The organism is Bacillota bacterium, from assembly GCA_040755295.1.
Lineage (GTDB): Bacteria > Bacillota > Desulfotomaculia > Desulfotomaculales > Ammonificaceae > SURF-55.
On record JBFMBK010000002.1, the window covers coordinates 14,287 to 31,535 of the forward strand.

At 53.3% G+C, this 17,249-nt stretch carries 13 protein-coding genes and 1 riboswitch; of the genes, 2 read left to right on the top strand and 11 right to left on the bottom strand.

All coding sequences use genetic code 11. The annotated features are described in order from the left end of the window. Positions 1-76: 76 nt before the first annotated feature. Positions 77-288, bottom strand: a riboswitch (cyclic di-AMP (ydaO/yuaA leader). 188 nt (positions 289-476) lie between these two features. Beyond that, positions 477-1,196, bottom strand: a complete 720-nt coding sequence (locus tag AB1500_02085) for a hypothetical protein (protein ID MEW6181952.1) — start codon at positions 1,194-1,196, stop codon at positions 477-479. A gap of 193 nt (positions 1,197-1,389) precedes the next feature. Continuing rightward, positions 1,390-3,117 (bottom strand): stalk domain-containing protein, encoded by a 1,728-nt coding sequence (locus AB1500_02090; GenBank protein MEW6181953.1) that lies wholly within the window; start codon positions 3,115-3,117, stop codon positions 1,390-1,392. 390 nt (positions 3,118-3,507) lie between these two features. Between AB1500_02090 and AB1500_02095 the strand changes: the two genes are divergently transcribed. Both AB1500_02095 and AB1500_02100 read left to right on the top strand, forming a co-directional pair. Continuing rightward, a complete protein-coding gene (locus tag AB1500_02095; protein MEW6181954.1) occupies positions 3,508-5,520 on the top strand; it encodes a S8 family serine peptidase in 2,013 nt (670 codons plus the stop codon). Between the two features lie 266 nt (positions 5,521-5,786). Then, a complete protein-coding gene (locus AB1500_02100; protein ID MEW6181955.1) occupies positions 5,787-7,286 on the top strand; it encodes a S8 family peptidase in 1,500 nt (499 codons plus the stop codon). 168 nt (positions 7,287-7,454) lie between these two features. Here AB1500_02100 and AB1500_02105 read toward each other — a convergent pair whose 3' ends face one another. The 9 genes from AB1500_02105 to queC form a co-directional block, all read right to left on the bottom strand. Beyond that, positions 7,455-11,399 (bottom strand): Ig-like domain-containing protein, encoded by a 3,945-nt coding sequence (locus AB1500_02105; protein ID MEW6181956.1) that lies wholly within the window; start codon positions 11,397-11,399, stop codon positions 7,455-7,457. Between the two features lie 669 nt (positions 11,400-12,068). Next, positions 12,069-13,124: a magnesium/cobalt transporter CorA gene (gene corA / locus AB1500_02110; protein ID MEW6181957.1), complete on the bottom strand. Its 1,056-nt coding sequence runs from the start codon at positions 13,122-13,124 to the stop codon at positions 12,069-12,071. Positions 13,125-13,166: 42 nt separating this feature from the next. Further along, positions 13,167-13,928 carry a 5'/3'-nucleotidase SurE gene (gene surE, locus AB1500_02115; GenBank protein ID MEW6181958.1) on the bottom strand — a complete coding sequence of 254 codons (762 nt, stop codon included), beginning with the start codon at positions 13,926-13,928 and terminating at the stop codon, positions 13,167-13,169. Between the two features lie 26 nt (positions 13,929-13,954). Beyond that, positions 13,955-14,137: a YpmA family protein gene (locus tag AB1500_02120; GenBank protein ID MEW6181959.1), complete on the bottom strand. Its 183-nt coding sequence runs from the start codon at positions 14,135-14,137 to the stop codon at positions 13,955-13,957. A gap of 120 nt (positions 14,138-14,257) precedes the next feature. Further along, complete coding sequence (gene folE, locus AB1500_02125) at positions 14,258-14,833, bottom strand: GTP cyclohydrolase I FolE (protein ID MEW6181960.1); 576 nt, start codon at positions 14,831-14,833, stop codon at positions 14,258-14,260. A gap of 25 nt (positions 14,834-14,858) precedes the next feature. Continuing rightward, positions 14,859-15,611 (bottom strand): 7-carboxy-7-deazaguanine synthase QueE, encoded by a 753-nt coding sequence (locus tag AB1500_02130; protein ID MEW6181961.1) that lies wholly within the window; start codon positions 15,609-15,611, stop codon positions 14,859-14,861. Further along, positions 15,587-16,150: a DUF366 family protein gene (locus tag AB1500_02135; GenBank protein ID MEW6181962.1), complete on the bottom strand. Its 564-nt coding sequence runs from the start codon at positions 16,148-16,150 to the stop codon at positions 15,587-15,589. Before AB1500_02135 ends, AB1500_02130 begins: the two co-directional genes overlap by 25 nt. 93 nt (positions 16,151-16,243) lie before the next feature. After that, complete coding sequence (locus tag AB1500_02140; protein MEW6181963.1) at positions 16,244-16,411, bottom strand: GxxExxY protein; 168 nt, start codon at positions 16,409-16,411, stop codon at positions 16,244-16,246. Positions 16,412-16,427: 16 nt separating this feature from the next. Beyond that, a complete protein-coding gene (queC, locus tag AB1500_02145) occupies positions 16,428-17,159 on the bottom strand; it encodes a 7-cyano-7-deazaguanine synthase QueC (GenBank protein ID MEW6181964.1) in 732 nt (243 codons plus the stop codon). Positions 17,160-17,249: the final 90 nt, after the last annotated feature.

The following is a 17,249-nucleotide window of genomic DNA, read 5'->3' on the forward strand; positions in this document are numbered from 1 at the left end:
CCTTTTGTTCACCAAATAGAAACGCTCCGGAGTCTCTCCGGAGCGCCACAAAGCAACATATGCCCTACTTATTCGTAAAGCCGCCTTCCTACGCTTACGAGGTTAGCTGTCGGGTTCGGGTTGAAAGTTAACCCTACCTGGCACTCAGTTATCTACCGTCTTGCCTACGCTCCGTCACCCGGTGTGGTTGTCTGAATATCGCAAACACCTGGTGTCTGAGTGCCGGACTCACCCCAAAAAAATTGGTTCCCCCGCTTTTCTCCGAAGAAAACTCAGCGTCCTATTCAGTTTAGGTAATTGTAACAGCGAATCCGGGAATTGTCAAGGCAGGCATATCCAGGCCGTTTTCTTGATTTCCTCCGCATTGCGCCCGAATGGTCCATTTTCCTTGCAAGCATGTAATTAAAATATACATTAATTTACCACCGGATCAACCGCATTCAAGTGCGACTTATCGCCAATAACCGACCCCAGGATCATGCCCCGGGCACAAGTATATGTTTGCGTCCGAGATATGAGCCCGTGGAAGCGTCTATGTAATGGTTGTATCCTCCCTTTCCGTTAACCACCCAGAACAGGTTGCAGCCTTCGGGTATGAAGTCCGGGGTGTTATAAGTCGAGAAGTCTTTGTTCAGCGCCTCCAGTCCCCTCACCTGTAGCTTCAGTGAGGTAACCCCGCCGGCCCCGTTCTCCGCGGCGATTTCCACGGCCTGCGGGCTGTCAACCTTCCAGTCGCCGCTCCAGTCGGACACCGGCAGCGTCACGTTCCGGTACAGCGGTTTCCCCGGATTGGTAAGACCTTTCTTGACGGCGGCCCCTTCGAAGGTGCGGTAGTTTACCCCGCAGACTTCTTTTGCGCCCGGCGAGTAGAAATTGGCGTGCCAGTACGACGCTTCCCCCTCGGCTATCGGGGTGGAACTGTACGTCTTATTCGTATCGAACTCTATCAGCACCGCGTCTGCGCCCGCCACCTGTTTACCGTAGGGTCCTATTTTTGCCCAGGCATCCCTTGCCGTCAAATCATCCGAGGCATTTTCCTCGGGCTTTGCTGCCGCGTCCGGCGGTTTCGACTGCTCCGTGCCGGTCGTCCCGGTCTCGGCTGGAGGATTCCCGGTTTTGGAACCCCCGCAGCCCGCAAGGCACAGGGTGAGTAGAAACACCGTCAGGATAACCGGCATCGATCGCCTTAAGCGCATGAGTCTTGTCTCCTTTCCTTAACCCGTATTACCCATTTTTATAAATGTTAGCATGGATTTTCTCAATACAACAGCCGTTAATTAACCGGTACAATAGAAATTAAATCAAACGGGCCCCGGTGCTGGATTCCGCCGAGACCCGCGTGATTCGGTACAATTGGTGTGCTATAGACGGTGCAAACAACCCGCCGTTTTAACCGGTAGCCGGCGTATATGTCACCCTCGCTTCGTGCGACGCTGCATTCCAGTCCACGCTACACCCCAGGTTTTCCGAAATAAAGCGCAGCGGCAGCATGGTCCGCCCGGGGGGCTGGATAAACGGCATAACGTTTTTGTTGCCGGAATCGATCAGCTTTTTCTCACCGTTAACCGTAGCCTGGTTTTTGCCGATCCACAGTTCAATGACCTTGCCCGAAAGTTTTATCGTAACCTTGTTCTCTTTGCTGTTCCAATCCAAGGATGCGCCGAGCGCGTCCGTTACGTATCTTATCGGCAAAAAGGTCCTTCCGTCCCTGATAGTCGGGGCTGTGTCCATATCACGCCAGTTATCGCGGTTGCAATAAGACGTTTTGCCTACATAGAAAGATATTACCGCGACCGTACCCGAGGAGGGTGGAACGACAACCTCGCCGGCGGCGGGCGTCGTCACGCACGATTCGTTGGAATACGTGGAAAAAGCTTCGGCGTTATAAGCTTTCAGTTTGTAACAGTAAGCAGTGTTCGACGATACGCCGTTGTCCTCATAGCTGGTGGTGTTCGCCCCCACTTTGGTGACAAGCGCATAAGCGCCGCTTCCCGTCTTTCTCTCGATAATAATACCTGTTTCGCTGGAGGCGTTATCAACCCACGTGAGTCTGACAAGCTTGCCCGAAAGCGCCTGGGCGGTCAGGGACGTCGGTGCGGGGATGCCGCCGACGGGGGTGGATGCGGGCGGAACCTCCCCGGGCGGGGCTTCGGGAGGAGGACTCGTGCCGCTCAGGGTCGTAGCGCTTGCAGCCGAACCATACGCATACCCGCCGGCGTTGAACGCCTCAACTATATACCAGTATTCCGTTGCCGCGGCCAGACCGGTATCGGTATAACTGGTTGTATCGGCCGCCAGCGTGGTGATTGTAGCGAAATCCGCATAGCTGCCGTGGGCCGCCGCTCCGGCGCGTTTTACCCGGAACCCGGTCTCGTCCGTCGAGCCGTCGAACCAGGTGACTCTTATTGACGAACTTGAGAGAGAGGTTGCCGCCAGGCCTGTCGGCGCTGCGGGAATCCCGCCCGCGGGAGGCGCTCCGGCCAGCGTGGTTACGTTAACGACGTTTGAATAATTCCCGTCACCCCAGTCGTTTCGTCCTATTATCTTATACCAGTACATGGTTGCAGGAGACAGCCCGGAATCGGTATAAGCGGTGACGTTGGCGCCGACGGAGCCCACTTCCGTGAACAATATACCGTCTCCAGACCTGTATATGCAGAAAGCGTTTTCATTGGAGGAATTGTCACGCCACGCCAGGCTGATCGTGCCGGCCGTGGAGCCCGTCATTGTCAACTCCGACGGTGGCGCAGGGCGGCACGCGCCAATGGTGTGGGCGTTGGCTACATTGGAGTAACCAGAGTCGCCGCTGGCGTTATAAGCTCTTATCCTGTACCAGTAAGTGGTGCATTCCGGGAGAGGAACATCTTCAAATGCCCAAGCGCCGGGGCCGACCGTCGCTATTTCCGTAAAGGTCGTTCCGTCGGTAGAGCGTTCGATTCTGAAGCCCAGTTCGTCGGAAGAATTGTCCGTCCAACAAATACCGATTGCGACTGTAGATTCTCCGCACCCCTCCAGGTTCGTCGGCGCCGCCGGGGCCGCCCACGCCGCGGCGCTCCACAGCCCGATAATCATAACCGCCGCGAATAACACCGCCGGGAATCGTTTCAACCCTTTCACATTATCACACCCCATTTCTTATTGTCGTGTTCCGGCCGGAGGCTTCGCCCCTCTGCCGTCAATTATTTAATTTATCGGCGAAACTTTAATAAAGATAAGAATAAAAACAGCTTCACTAATAAAATAAAAAGCCCGGGAACAATCCCGGGACTATATACAAAGGCCGTTAAAACGATTTAACGCGTTAATTTCACGGCCTGCGTTTTCTTTCACTCATTGATTTACCGGTCTATGAAGTACTTTTTCATGTTCCGATACTCCCTTCCGACCCAAAACCCTCCTCCAATAGTCCCGAGAATAAATGGGCAAGTTGTCCGATTGTAGCAATCGCAAGCAATAATGTAAAATTCAGGAGAAGGATTTTCTTTATTTAGTAGAGGAGGGTTATCTTTGAAAAAAGGCCTTGTTCTGATGGCAGCGATGGTTCTTGCGGCTGCTCTCGTTTTAGTGTCCGGCTCGGCGGTAATCGCTGCGACGGCGCAGCAGGCGGCGGGTACAGGTGAAAGGTTTATTGTCGTCATGGATAGCAACGTGGACAAACAGACCGCAAAAGAATACGTCCGCGAAAAAGGAGGGGACGTGCTTTCCGAGTACAACATCATTCCGGCCATGACCGTGCGGCTCGAATCGGACAAGATCCACGGCCTTAAAGGACTCAAAGGGGTTAAGGCGGTCGGAATAGACGGAAGGATCCATGCCGCCGACAACGAGTTGACCAACTCCTGGGGAGTGGCCCATATCGGCGCAGGCGCCGTTCACGACTATAACAAGGGACAGGGAGTAAAGGTGTTTATTCTCGATACAGGCATGGACTATAACCATCCCGACCTGAACGACAACTACGCCGGCGGATACGATTTTGTCAACGATGACGCCGATCCGATGGACGACAACGGCCACGGCACTCACGTCGCGGGCATCATCGCCGCGGAGGACAACGGTTCCGGAGTTGTCGGCGTCGCTCCCGCGTCTTCCATATATGCCTTCAAGGTGATGGACGCCGGCAACGGAGGTTCATGGAGCAGCGTTCTCAGTGCTCTGGACCGTATTTACGGCGATGTTATCAGCGGTGAAAAAATCGTGGTCAATATGAGTTTTGCGAGCGACAGCGACGCGCCCGGCATTCACGAGGCCGTTCAGGCGCTTTACGAAGCCGGCGCGGTGTTGGCGGCTGCGGCGGGTAACACGGGGAATTCCGAGGGAACCGGCGATAACGTCGCATACCCGGCCCGTTACCCTGAGGTAATCGCCGTCGGCGCCACCGACAAGGCAGATGTTCGCGCTTCCTTCTCCGGCACCGGCGTGCAGCTCGAGCTTTCGGCGCCGGGTGTGGATGTCATATCATGCTATCCCGGCGGGGGCTACGCGTACGGCAGCGGAACATCGATGGCCGCGCCGCACGTGGCCGGGACGGCGGCGCTGGCGCTGGCCAACGGCACCTTGACCGACCTTGACGGCGACGGTTCTACCGGCGGTAAGGACTTGCGGTTGCTGCTCACTCAGACCGCGGACGATCTCGGCGTCGCCGGAAGGGACACCCTCTACGGATACGGTCTGGTCGACGCCGACGAAGCCGCGCCGCCCGTGGTGATTCCCAACGGCGCCATAAGCGGAACGGTAACCGATACCGCCGACAACCCCATTGCCGGCGCTAACGTCAGCGACGGCACCCGAACCGTTGTTTCCGGTATTGACGGAACATACTTGATCACGGACGTTCCCCCCGGCGATTATACCGTAACCGCCTCGGCAACCGGTTATCACAGCGCCTCTTATACGGCGGCGGTTTCCGCCGGCGAAACCTTCGTACTCGACTTTCGGCTTTCTCCGGTTCAAAACGGCGCCCTAACAGGCACGGTAACGGACGGCACCGGTCCCATCGCGGGCGCCGCCATCGACCTCACGGCTACCGGCGCCATCCCGTACACCCGCAGCGCCGTTACTGATGAAAACGGCAACTACAGCATTTCCGACCTGCCTCCCGGTGAATACAATGTTACCGCCTCGGCGGACGATTTCCAGGAAGCTTCAACGATTGTGACGGTAACCGAGGGCCAAAGCACTGTGGCCGATTTTATTCTGAACCCGCTGCCGCCTGTGCAAACGGTCAAGGTGTTGTCGATCACGTATTCCACCGAAGGCCGTAAAGACCGGGACCTGGTCGTTACCGCCAACATCGTCGACAGCCTTGGACAACCCGTTACTGGCGCGTCGGTAGACATAACGGTGTTCCGCAGAGACAAACAGTTTTATAGGGGAACAGCCGTTACCGGAACGGACGGAAACGCCGTTTTCGACCCGGGACACGCCCCTAAAGGCGCTTACACCACCACGGTTAACGCCGTTGAAGCGGAAGGCTGCGTCTGGGACGGCGGCACACCGGATAATTCGTGGGTTAAATGATGAGGATTATTCTTAAAAAGCTTTCGCTTTGAATCCAAGGCGCCGAGGAGGAGCGGGTTGCAGCATCCGCTCCTCCTTGCATTCCGCCCTTATCAGCAAAAAAATGCTGAAAGTTGAATGCGCTTAGAATTACATTTGAGCAAAACTTCTCAAACGGCGGATTCAAGTTGACCCGATACCTGCAAAGGTAGTAATATTTACTGAGGTAGTAATATTTACATAAAAAGGAGGTTAGTACCTTTATAAATTACGGGGGAGGGAGAATTTTGAGAAAGAAAGGGCCGACTGTTTTAACCGCGGTTATTTTTATGGCACTTCTTGTTTTGGCGCTCGGAACCGCCGTTTCTTCCATAGCCGGACAAGATGCGCCCGCAGACAAGTTCATCGTCATCCTTGACAACGACTCGTCGAAGAATGCTGTTAAAAATTTCGTAAGAGAAAAAGGCGGGGACGTCCTTTCGGAGTTCAGTATTGTGCCGGGAATGTCCGTGCGCATGGGTCAGGACAAGCTTCCCGGCTTGAAAGCGCTGAAAGGTGTCAAGGAGATAGGGCTCGACGGAAAGATCTACGCCGCCGATGCCGAACTGGACGACTCCTGGGGCGTGAAACGGATCGGCGCAGGCGCCGTTCATGACGCCGGCAATAAAGGACAGGGTATAAAGATAGCCGTCATTGACAGCGGTATTGATTACAATCACCCGGACCTTGATACGAATTACGCGGGCGGTTATGATTTCGTTAACAACGACAATGATCCTATGGACGATCTCGGTCACGGCACGCACGTGGCGGGAATTGTCGCCGCCGAGGATAATGATGCGGGAGTTGTCGGCGTTGCCCCGGAGGCGTCTTTGTATGCATACAAGGTGCTCGGCGCCGACGGCTCGGGGGAATGGAGCGACCTTATCAGGGCTTTGGAAGCGGCTTGTGACTTGTGCGCCGGCGGCCAAAAGGTCGTGGTTAACATGAGCGTGTCGGCTAAAAAGGATGCCCCCGGCGTTCATGATGCCGTTAAGGCGGCATACGAAGCCGGAGCGGTGCTGGTGGCAGCCGCGGGTAACTCGGGGAATCGCGCGGGCGCCGGGGACAGTATAGAGTACCCCGCCCGCTATGAAGAGGTAATCGCCGTCGCGGCAACGGACAACACGGATACCCGCGCCTTCTTTTCCAGCACCGGGCCACAATTGGAGCTTTCCGCTCCGGGTATGGACATTCTTTCCTGCATTCCGGGCGGTGACTACATTGCCGCTTCCGGTACCTCCATGGCTTCGCCCCATGTTACCGGTACCGCCGCCCTTTTTCTGGCCGACAGCTCTCTTGCGGATTTGAACGGCGACGGTGTCGTCAACAACGTCGATGTACGGATGCGTTTGCGTCAAACCGCCGACGACCTGGGACGACCCGGTTGGGACATCCAATATGGGTTCGGACTGGTTGACGCCGACGAAGCGGTGTTTTTACCCGATACCGTCATGGTATCCGACGTTTCTTATTCCACTGCCGGCAGGAAAGATAAAGACCTTATCATCACCGTCGCCCTTTTAGACAACCTTGCTCATCCGGTTCCCTTAGCTTCCGTATCGGTCAAGGTCTCACTCGACGGCGCCGATTACTATTCCGGGACCGGGATAACGGGCTCCGACGGGAAAACGGCGTTTAAGATCAGAAACGCCCCGGGAGGCGTCTATACAACGACGGCGACAGCCGTCAACGCGCCCGGTCTGACCTGGGACGGAAACACACCTTATAACTCGTATACGAAGTAGTATTGAGCGCCTAATTACGCCGCGAAAAATTCGGAAACATAAGAGGATGGCCAGTGCCATCCTCTTACCTTTCTTCCGACATGCGCACGCTTTAATAAATCTGCCGTTTTAAAACACTTTTAATTGAAAAGCTTCCCATTTTCGCAGGAGGCATTCCAGTCTAATAATTTACTTTATCAAATCAATCAACCTTTCAACCATTGAAGCCGTTTCCGCGCGTGTAGCCGTGTTTTGCGGCCTGAATGTGTTATCCGGGTATCCGCCGATTACGCCTTTCCCGTATGCTACTCCTACGGCGCGTTCAGCCCAGACCGGAATCTGTGCCGTATCCGCGAAATCCAGAGCCGCCGGTGTCACGGCGCCCAGCTTCTTCTCTATGACCCGCGCCAGCATCGCCGCAAGCTCCGCCCTGCTGACAAGACGCTCAGGCTCAAAATTAATGCTGCCGTCCGGTTGCGGATATCCTTTGACCAGACCGTCATACACCGCCGCCGCTACCGCGCTTCTTACCCAGGCCGCTATTTTGTCACTGTCTCCGAACATGAGATAATCCTCGTCACCGGGGGCCAGGTTCAAAACCCTAACCAGAATCGCCGTCACTTCGGCGCGGGTGATGTTTTTGTCCGGTTCGAACGTGCCATCCGGATAGCCGCCGAAGATATCCATACCGGCCAGCCTGGAAACACTTTCGGCCGCCCAGTGGCCGCTCATGTCACTAAAGCCTACCGGTACCGGCGCAGGTTTGACCTGAGCCTTTTCGGTCGTGAAGCTTAAGGTAAAGTCCTTTGCCAAATCGTTGCCTTTAGTATCCTTGACCGCGCCGGCCGGTACGGTGACCGTATATTTAGTACCAAAACCAAGCCTGGTGTCCGGCTTTAAAATGAGCGTTTTGACGTCGATCTTTCTGCTCAGATTTACAGTTTTACCTTTGTCGTCTTTTACTGAAATGTTGTTATAAGCGCTTCCCTCTTTAATCTCCTCGCTAAAAGTGAGCGTTATCGACGTATCAACCGGTATTCCCGTTGCGCCGTCTGCCGGCTGCGTACCCGTAACCACAGGCGGGGTAGTATCAACAACCGCTCCACCTCCACCGCCGCCGCCACCGCCGCCTCCGGGTGAAGGTGGGGATGCTGTGGCGAAGCCGAAGCCATAACCATTCGTAAGGGCGTTGCCCGCCAGGTCCTTCACTGCACCGGCTGGGATGTATACAGTGTAACTCACACTGTAATCGAGGTTGCCGACCGGGTCAATGGTGAGTACGTTATTGTTAACACCATAAGTGATCGTCACCACCGTGTCGCCTTTCTGTAGCTTGATACCGCTGACATTGTCACCTAACACTACCGGTTCACTGAAGGTGATGGCGACTAGTGAATCAACAGGGACATCCGTTGTCCATGGAAGTGGGTCCGTGACCACGACGGTTGGAGGTGTTTTGTCCACATAGCGCGCAATGATGAGTTCCTGCGGGGTCGCGGGAGTGAGTCCTCCGATACTTGCCACAACGTTGCCATATTCCGCCTCGTTAATATCTGCAATCTTAATCGTGGCCGTGACTGTAAACATAGTTCTTCTTTCTGTCTGGTATGCCGCATTTGTAACAGTGTCGATAAAAAGGTCCCTTTCATCAATTCGGAAGTTTACCTTTTCGAGCCAGGTATTATCACCGGCCTCTATATATGGAATACCTATGGACTTCCACTCAAAGCCAGATGGCAACCTAAGTTTCAGGCTCTCCGTGCTGGTCTTGAAGGCTTTTGGAGAGTTTTCATGAAATCGCATGTATACATTAACCTCATTAGAAAAAGTGTGAATCTCCGGAACCGAAACAGATACTTGACCAACTACGCAGCGCCCGACCACTACAGAAGCATTTGGAAAGCCGGATGTGCATGGAGCCGAAAGGGACAAAGTGATGTCACCCGAAGCGCCGACGGGCACCAAAATGTTATTAAGGGTTATAAATATGCACCCGTCGTTACTTTCAAGCAATCCCCTATCTGTCACCTGATCCAGCCATATCTTTATCCCGTTATTTGACAACCTTTTGGCTTTAAAGACAGCACCGTCAAAACCGTTATCTTCAAAACAACCGCCATCTACCGGAGATATCAGATTGTAAACTGCTTCAATGATACCATTTGCATCTGTCTGCAGCGTGTCCCAATCAAACTCAAAGCCGTCGGGTAAGTATAAATCCATCTCACCGGCAGCTCCCGAATAAACCGAGCCGGCGATTGTGCTTATTCTCACAGACCCAAGTTGATAACGATCACCGTCAGCCGGAACAGGAGGTGTGGTAAGGGCCAAAATTATACTGCCACGTATCGGTTCAGTCGTGAATCCGAAGGTATAATCATTCGCAAGTGCTTTACCTGCCAGATCCGTCACTGAACCGGCCGGGACGTAGACGGTATAGTTGGTACGATGATCAAGGTTACTCGGGACGATGGTCAGTACGTTATTACTGACGTTGTAAGTCTCAGCTATCACACTGTCGCCTTTCCTCAGCGCGATACCACCGGCGTTATCACCTAACAGTACGGGTTCGTTAAAGTTGAGAGTAATCACTTGATTAACCGGTACGCAGGTAGTATTGTCTATTGGGTCGGTGCTAACCACGACCGGCGGTTGCACGCTGTTAAGGGCGTCCGCCCTGCCGTTGCCGTAAATATTGTCGAAACCCGAATCACCCAGGTCCACCGCCTCTGACGTTACAATATTGCGTATTTCGGCGGCGGTTTTACCGGGGTATTGCGCCCAGGTCAAGGCCGCAATTGCCGCCACGTGAGGCGCCGCTGCGCTCGTGCCGAAAAAGCTGCTTGGGAAATCTCCTGCGCCGGTTACCTCAACACCGGACATCCCGCATACATCCGGTTTACTTCTTAACTCACTCGACGGGTAGCTGATGGTAACCGGGCCATGCGAGGAGTAGTAGGCAATCAGGTCATTGTTCGGGTAATCAATGGCCCCGACCGCAATGGCACCCGGTACGGCCGGGTGTCCGAAGATTGAATCCCCTTCGGTAAGGTTATCTGAATATAGTGTTGCTGCGTCAGGGTATACAAAAACCTCGAGAGTTTTAGAACTCCCCCAATTCCGAAATGCGGTAATTTCGATATCAACCGCGGTAGAACCATTGTTATAACAAATAAGCCCTTCGAGAGGATCGTCATTGCCATTCTGGTCTTCATCGCTGTACGCAAGCAAATTATCCGTACCGTATTCCCAGAGATATAGACCATAATCATTGGCAGATGCGCCGAACTTATCGTTCCACTGCATAACAATACGGAATTGGCCATTGGCAGGAATATTGATACGTAAGGTCTTAAATAACGGATCGGTTCCGTGACTGAAGTCATGCCAGCCACCGGCGTAGCTATAATACTCACCTTGATAGTGTCTTTTTACCCAGTTTCCCGCCGAAGAAACGTAAACTATTTCGTTGCTAATAACTTCACTCACATGTTGGGCAATCACGCCGTCTTCGAAAAAGGGTTCCAAGATCCAGGCTATGTCGTCGATAATCACCTTGCATCCGGCTGATACCAGGTCATCAATGGCGCTGTTAAACGCAAGTTCGTTTGTTCCATAATCATGAAAATAGAGCTGGGCCCCGGGAGCAAGGTCGTAAACGATTTCGAGTATTGCGGTGCCTTCGTCGCCACCCTGAGAGTTACTTAAAACAGTTAAATTCGCCGGCAGGTCACCTGAGTCTCTGGCATTCGTCCAGTGGTCTACGCCGTCAGAAATAACACCTATTTTAATGCCCGAACCATACTGACCGTAAAGCGATCGCACTTGGTCGGCGCGGTGGACGACGTCTCCTTCCGTATTTACCGATCCGGTTTCAATTACCGGCGGCATCACGGTCCGAACGGCGCGTACGGCTTCAATTTCGGCCAGCTTTTCCAACTGACACACTTCCACCCATGCCACCGCGAGGTGATTTTCCTCGTCGCGGTCGGTGACCTCCTGAGCATAGGAATCAATTACATCCGTTCCCGCCCGCGAATCAAGAAAAACATAAACATATACCAGGTCCCTGTCTTCTTTGTATAGAGCGTTTTCAGCCGCGAGAGCCGGACGGATTTGTTTCAACTCGCTCATTTTTTTCTTGATATCGTACCTTGTTTGGGTTGGAGGTAAAAAACTGCTGTCAACTAATTGAAGAAGATCAGTACTAAGCTTTTTCTGTCCGGGCTTAATAACCGCCTTTCTGTTTTCTAATATTCGTAATAATTCAGTTCTCTGTCTAATCACAGCATCCATTGATACTTGATCCTGGCGAAGCTCGGAGAATTCCTTAGTCTGAGCTTCAGCGCCGGTACAGAACAATAAGAACATTAAAAATGCAGCCAAAAAGTAACGGACCCGCCCCGACACACTAAACACCCCTTTTTACCTATATTTGTGACATTAACAACGCCTGTTACTCAGGTATTGTCACTTCCGCTCTTCCATTGGTTATTTCCATGAAATAATCATAATTCCTTCTGATTAATGATAAATATTAACATGTATGTATGCCGATAAGCAACATAATGTTGGCACAAGGTAATCAATGGCAGACGGTGTATATGACAACATATTATCGGTTTCGATGAATTACTATGATTTATTATAAATTTCTATATTTTTTGACAATCTAAAGATTTAAACCGCTACGAACGAAAAAAGCCTTATGTTAGTGCATACACATAAGGCCGCTTTTTTTGTTCGCCTAATTTACCTTGCTCTGGTAAATTTAATTAATAATTATAAACCCATAACCTCGTCTCACAGCCACTTCTTCTTCCTGAAACAGACCAGCATCAAAACTGCGACCGATATCATCAAAAGCCAGAGCGCGGGGTAGCCCCAACGCCATTCGAGTTCCGGCATATATCTGAAGTTCATGCCGTAAACCCCCACGATGAAGGTAAGGGGAATGAAAAGGGTGGCGATTATCGTCAAAACCTTCATAATTTCGTTCATCCGGTTGCTGACGCTTGACAGATAGATGTCGAGCATCCCGGAAAGTATGTCCCGGAATGTTTCAATGGTATCGATGACCTGAATGGTATGGTCGTAAACATCCCTCAGGAATACTTCCGTCGATTCCTTAAACAGCGAAGGTTTTTCCCGCTCCAGCCCGCTTATGACTTCCCTTAGCGGCCAGACGGACCGGCGCAGGAAAATCATCTCTCTTTTCATCGCGTGTATCGCGTGCAGCGTGTCGGTACCGGGGTTGGTCACAAGCTTTTCTTCAAGGAATTCCACCCGCTCGCCGAGCTTTTCGAGTATGGCGAAGTAGTTGTCCACCACCATATCCAGTAATGAGTAAGCCAGGTAGTCCGCACCGAGTTTTCTAATCCGTCCCTTTGCCGACCGTATGCGCTCCCTGAGCGGCCCGAATACGTCCTGCCCTTCTTGTATGGATATAACGCGGTTTTCCTCAAGGATCAAACTTACCTGCTCGGCCAATGTCTGTTGGCTTTTCTCGTCAAAGTGAAGTATTTTAAAGACAATATAGATGTAATTATCAAAATACTCGATTTTCGGACGCTGGTCGGTGTTGAGTATATCCTCCATGGTGAGCGGGTGGATTCCGAAACGCGCGCCGAGTTCTTCCAAAACCTCAACCTTTTGCAGGCCGGTAACGCTTATCCAGGTTACACCGGGTTTCACAGCGGTAAGAGAGTCGACGGACGCAACCTCTTCCTCCCGGGTATGCGACTCGCTGTATTCAAGCAGCGTGACCTTTGGCTCTCCGCTTCTTTTCTCCCCGATGTGGACCAGGGTCCCCGGCGGGAGACCGGCCTTGATCGACCTTATTTTATACAGCTTTTGCATTGTTTTCTCCCGTGACCGAGCGGCAGGCTAATCAGGCTTTTTCTATCGTATCGAGGGGAGGGACCAGTTATTCAATTCCTGTAAAAATGAATGGTTAGTTAGATCAATTTGTACCGGAGAAATCGAAATATAGCCCTGCTTCACGGCCCAGACGTCGGTATCCGTATCGTCGCCGTTCAGATCAAGCGGCTCGCCCGCCATCCAGAAATACACGCGCCCCCGCGGATCGGTCCTCCGGTCGATAACGTTAACATACCTGATATCCCCGAGCTTGGTCACCTTCACACCCCTGGGCTTGCCCGGCGGAACGTTGACGTTTAGCAGCGTCCCCGGAGGGAGTGTGTGCCGGACGACCTCCTTCACGAGATCCTCGACAAAACGCACCGCATAAGCGTAATCCGGCTCATCATGTGTGGCCAGTGAAACGGCGATTGAAGGAATGCCGTTAATCACGCCTTCCACAGCGGCGGAAACCGTTCCGGAATAAAGGACATCGGTGCCTACATTGGGGCCCAGGTTGATCCCGGAAATTAGAAAATCGGGTTTTTCCGGCAGCAGCGCCTCCATCCCGAGTTTAACGCAGTCGGTGGGGGTGCCGTCGACCACCCATCCCCGCAAACCCTCCCTCCGGAAACCCGCCTCCCGCACCCGGAGCGGGCGGTGAACCGTAATTGAGTGCCCGGCGGCGCTTCTTTCCCTGTCGGGAGCGATAACGTAAAGCTCTGAGGATTCCTTAAAGGCGTCACGTAGAACCGTTATCCCCATGGCAAATATCCCGTCGTCATTTGTCAGCAGTACCCGCAAACCTCCAGCTCCCCTTTACATAAACATCATGTCTCGTATATGGTAATCGTCATTTTACCCGTTTCCTTGTCTTTGGTAAGCCCAAAGATGACTTTCTTCTGTTTGAGCGTTTTATTAAAAAAATCTATGACCTTATATAGCTCTTCCCATGCCTCAAAAGAGCGTGTGGCAATAATCTGAAGCTTCGGTGATTCTTCTGGCTTCGTCATTATTTTTTCCCCGTTTTAACAGGATTGCGCTAAACATGAAAGAAGGTTTGATTAGCGGCAGATAAACCCCGGCATTAATCAATTAAGACTCGGTTTCATTTTTCAAGCGTCGCTGTTGATTTACAATCGAAGTTCTCTGCCCCGGATCAGTGCGAATGCCTCGGCCCGCGTCGCGGGGTTCTGTTGGAAGATTCCACGCACCGCCGAGGTCACGGTTTTTGTCCCGGGCTTCCTTACCCCGCGCATCGTCATACACATGTGTTCGGCCTCTATTACTACCAGAACCCCCCGTGGTTCGAGCCTCCTCATTATAGCATTCGCTATCTGGGTGGTCAACCGCTCCTGCAGTTGGGGACGCCGGGCGAATCCGTCCGCCACCCGCGCCATTTTACTGAGCCCCGTGATGTTACCTGCGCGCGGAACGTAAGCGACATGCGCCACGCCGACGAAGGGCAGCAGGTGGTGTTCGCAAACCGAATAGATAGGGATGTCGCGCACCAATACCATTTCTTCATGGTTTTCGGTGAAATACTTCTCCAGATGGGACGCCGGGTCTTCTTCCAATCCGGAAAAAATCTCCTGGTACATCCGCGCAACCCGCTCAGGAGTCTCCTTCAACCCTTCCCTGTCCGGGTTCTCGCCGATGGCCTCGATTATCATCAAGACCGCCCGTTCAATCTTTTCTTTGTCAAACATCCGTCCCCCCCCTTAAAACATTCCTTTACAGCATGCCGCACCAACGGTGTATCTGCGGTATCACGCGAACGTCGCTCGCAACCTCCGACGCCAGTGCCTGGAACCGCAGCAGCAGCAGCGGCGTCGTTTTCTTGGCGCGGTCATGCGTCGTCAACGGCTGTAGTATGAGAGGCGCGCCCGCAGACTCGGCCATTTCAGCCGCCATAAGTACCTCTTCGGCCGCCGTTTCCTTTGACACAACAGCTTTAAGAAAGATCTCCTTACCCCCGACCGCCGAAATAAACCGCCGGTGCGCCTCCCATAACGGCCCCATCCCCGTGGCGCTCGGGAGTTTTACGTCCATACTGATTATATCGACCCGGTCAATTACCGCGGCAAGCTCTTCCGCAAGAGAACCGTTCGTTTCCAGGTAAATCCCTTTACGCGAGCCCGCCAGCAAGGGAATGAGCGCTTTCAGGAACCCCGGGTAGAGCAGCGGTTCGCCGCCCGTCAGGCTTACGGCGTGATAATCACGTGTTCGCCATCCGGAAAGTAGCACCGCGATCTCCTCGGGCGTAAGCGGGTTTGGGATGCTGGTGAATTTCCGGCTGCCCGGTTCCACCTCAACCCTGCATTTTGCCGGCACGTCCCGCGGCGTGTCGCAGTAACGGCACGTCAGGTTGCAGCCGGCAAAACGGATAAAGAGGTGGCGGCATCCGATATACGGACCTTCTCCCTGAATTGAGGAGAATATCTCCCTCAAGGGAACGGGCTTTATGTCACTCCCCTTACCTTGCATCGCGCCAGATCCACCCCTTTCATCTCACCGGAATAGGCGGAAAGCACCCGTCCCGTCAGTTCCGGGATCCTGCCTTCCGGCCAGCTGAGTTCGAGAAGCCCTGCCGCCGGTACAGGTACGCCCTCGGTCCTCACGTTAATGCCGAAATGAACCATGGTGGAGACGGGTGTTATCGTCGCTATGGAAACAGACAGCTTCCTTTCGTTCGCATAGAGGTCGTCTCCCCGCCTTTTTAAGCGCTCCGGCGATGCCTCTTCGAGTATATCTTTGACCAGCGCCGATAAAAGCCGCTGCCTGAGTACCGCCCTTTCCAGGTCGCTTTCGAAATGCTCTATAATAAAATGCAGCATATCGGGGCTGTAGATATAAAAACCCTGAAGACGGTCGGCGATGTCCACCAGCGAGTTTCCCTTTACTCTACAGGGACCTCTAAAGGCCACGATGCTGTCCCCCTGCAGGCAAAAACGTTTGAACGCCCATAAGGAAGAAAGCTGACTGCCGTCGTAACTAATCGTCTCCTCCGCAAAAAAGGTATGCATTTTCCCACGTCCCTCCTGTTCCTAACCCGGATAAACCGGAACTAAAGATTTTTACCACAGAGGCACAGAGAACACGGAGGAAACACAATATCTTCATGGTTTTCTTCTCCGGATGCCTTCCTTAAAAACGGCAACGTTGAAGTTGATCAGTAACCCGAGCTTCCATCCTCCCAACTTCAGGTACGTAAGCAATTGAGCCTCGTGGATGGGTTCAATGGATGTGATTGTCTTTATCCGGCCCAAGTGCCCTATGCACCTCAATTGCTGCTCTAATTATCTATTCTGTTATCCTGTTTAGTTCCCTCTCTGTGCGCTCTGTGTCTCTTTGGTTAGTTTTTCTTGCCGTTTTTCTTAGATCTGGCGTTAAAGGCCCCAGCGCCCGGTAAAACCGCCGGCAGCTCTCGCAGCGCCCGCACATCTCCTTTTCCCCCCGGTAGCAGCTCCAGATAAGCTCGAAAGGCACACCCAGTCTTTTCCCCAGTTCCACGATCCCGGTCTTGTCAAGGTGCTGGGTGTAGCTTACCACCCGGACCCGGTTTTGGGTCGAATAGCGAAGCGCCGCTGTCGCCGCCGCGGCGAAAGCCATGCTGTTGTCGGGAAAAGTCGCCGCCTCCTCCCGGTTAAAACCGGCTATCACCGTCGAAGCGTCCAACTGCTCCGCGAAAGCCGCCGCAATGCTGATAAATATCCCGTTCCGGTTCGGCACCCACACCCGCAGCGCATTTTCTGCAGCCTGCCCGGGATCGTCGAGTTCAAAGTTCCCCGGTTCCGGCAGTTCTTTCCCCGAAATCAGGGCCGAGTCTGTTATTGAACCTAAGAAAGGAAGTCCTATGGTTTGCTGCGCGACCCCGTAGTGCGACGAAAGCGCTTGCGCCGCCTCGATCTCCCGCACCGCTGCCTGCTGTCCGTAATCGAACGTCAGACACAGTTGAACCGCGCCGTCCTGCAAAGCATGGGCAAGTGAAACCGCCGAATCGAGACCTCCGGAAAGCAAAACCACGCTTTTCAGGGGCCGCTGCACGTCAGCGCCGGTCGATCGGGACGTGCGAAGCGGGAGGTGTGAAGTGTGATTACTTTTAGGAACCTGCCTGCCGAATTC

Excerpts from the sequence above, each read along its gene's own strand:
- AB1500_02130 (MEW6181961.1), bottom strand. The coding sequence starts at position 15,611 with ATGCAAGGTAAGGGGAGTGACATAAAGCCCGTTCCCTTGAGGGAGATA.
- AB1500_02105 (MEW6181956.1), bottom strand. The coding sequence starts at position 11,399 with ATGAGCGAGTTGAAACAAATCCGTCCGGCTCTCGCGGCTGAAAACGCT.
- corA (MEW6181957.1), bottom strand. The coding sequence starts at position 13,124 with ATGCAAAAGCTGTATAAAATAAGGTCGATCAAGGCCGGTCTCCCGCCG.
- AB1500_02135 (MEW6181962.1), bottom strand. The coding sequence starts at position 16,150 with ATGCATACCTTTTTTGCGGAGGAGACGATTAGTTACGACGGCAGTCAG.
- AB1500_02085 (MEW6181952.1), bottom strand. The coding sequence starts at position 1,196 with ATGCGCTTAAGGCGATCGATGCCGGTTATCCTGACGGTGTTTCTACTC.
- folE (MEW6181960.1), bottom strand. The coding sequence starts at position 14,833 with ATGTTTGACAAAGAAAAGATTGAACGGGCGGTCTTGATGATAATCGAG.
- AB1500_02120 (MEW6181959.1), bottom strand. The coding sequence starts at position 14,137 with ATGACGAAGCCAGAAGAATCACCGAAGCTTCAGATTATTGCCACACGC.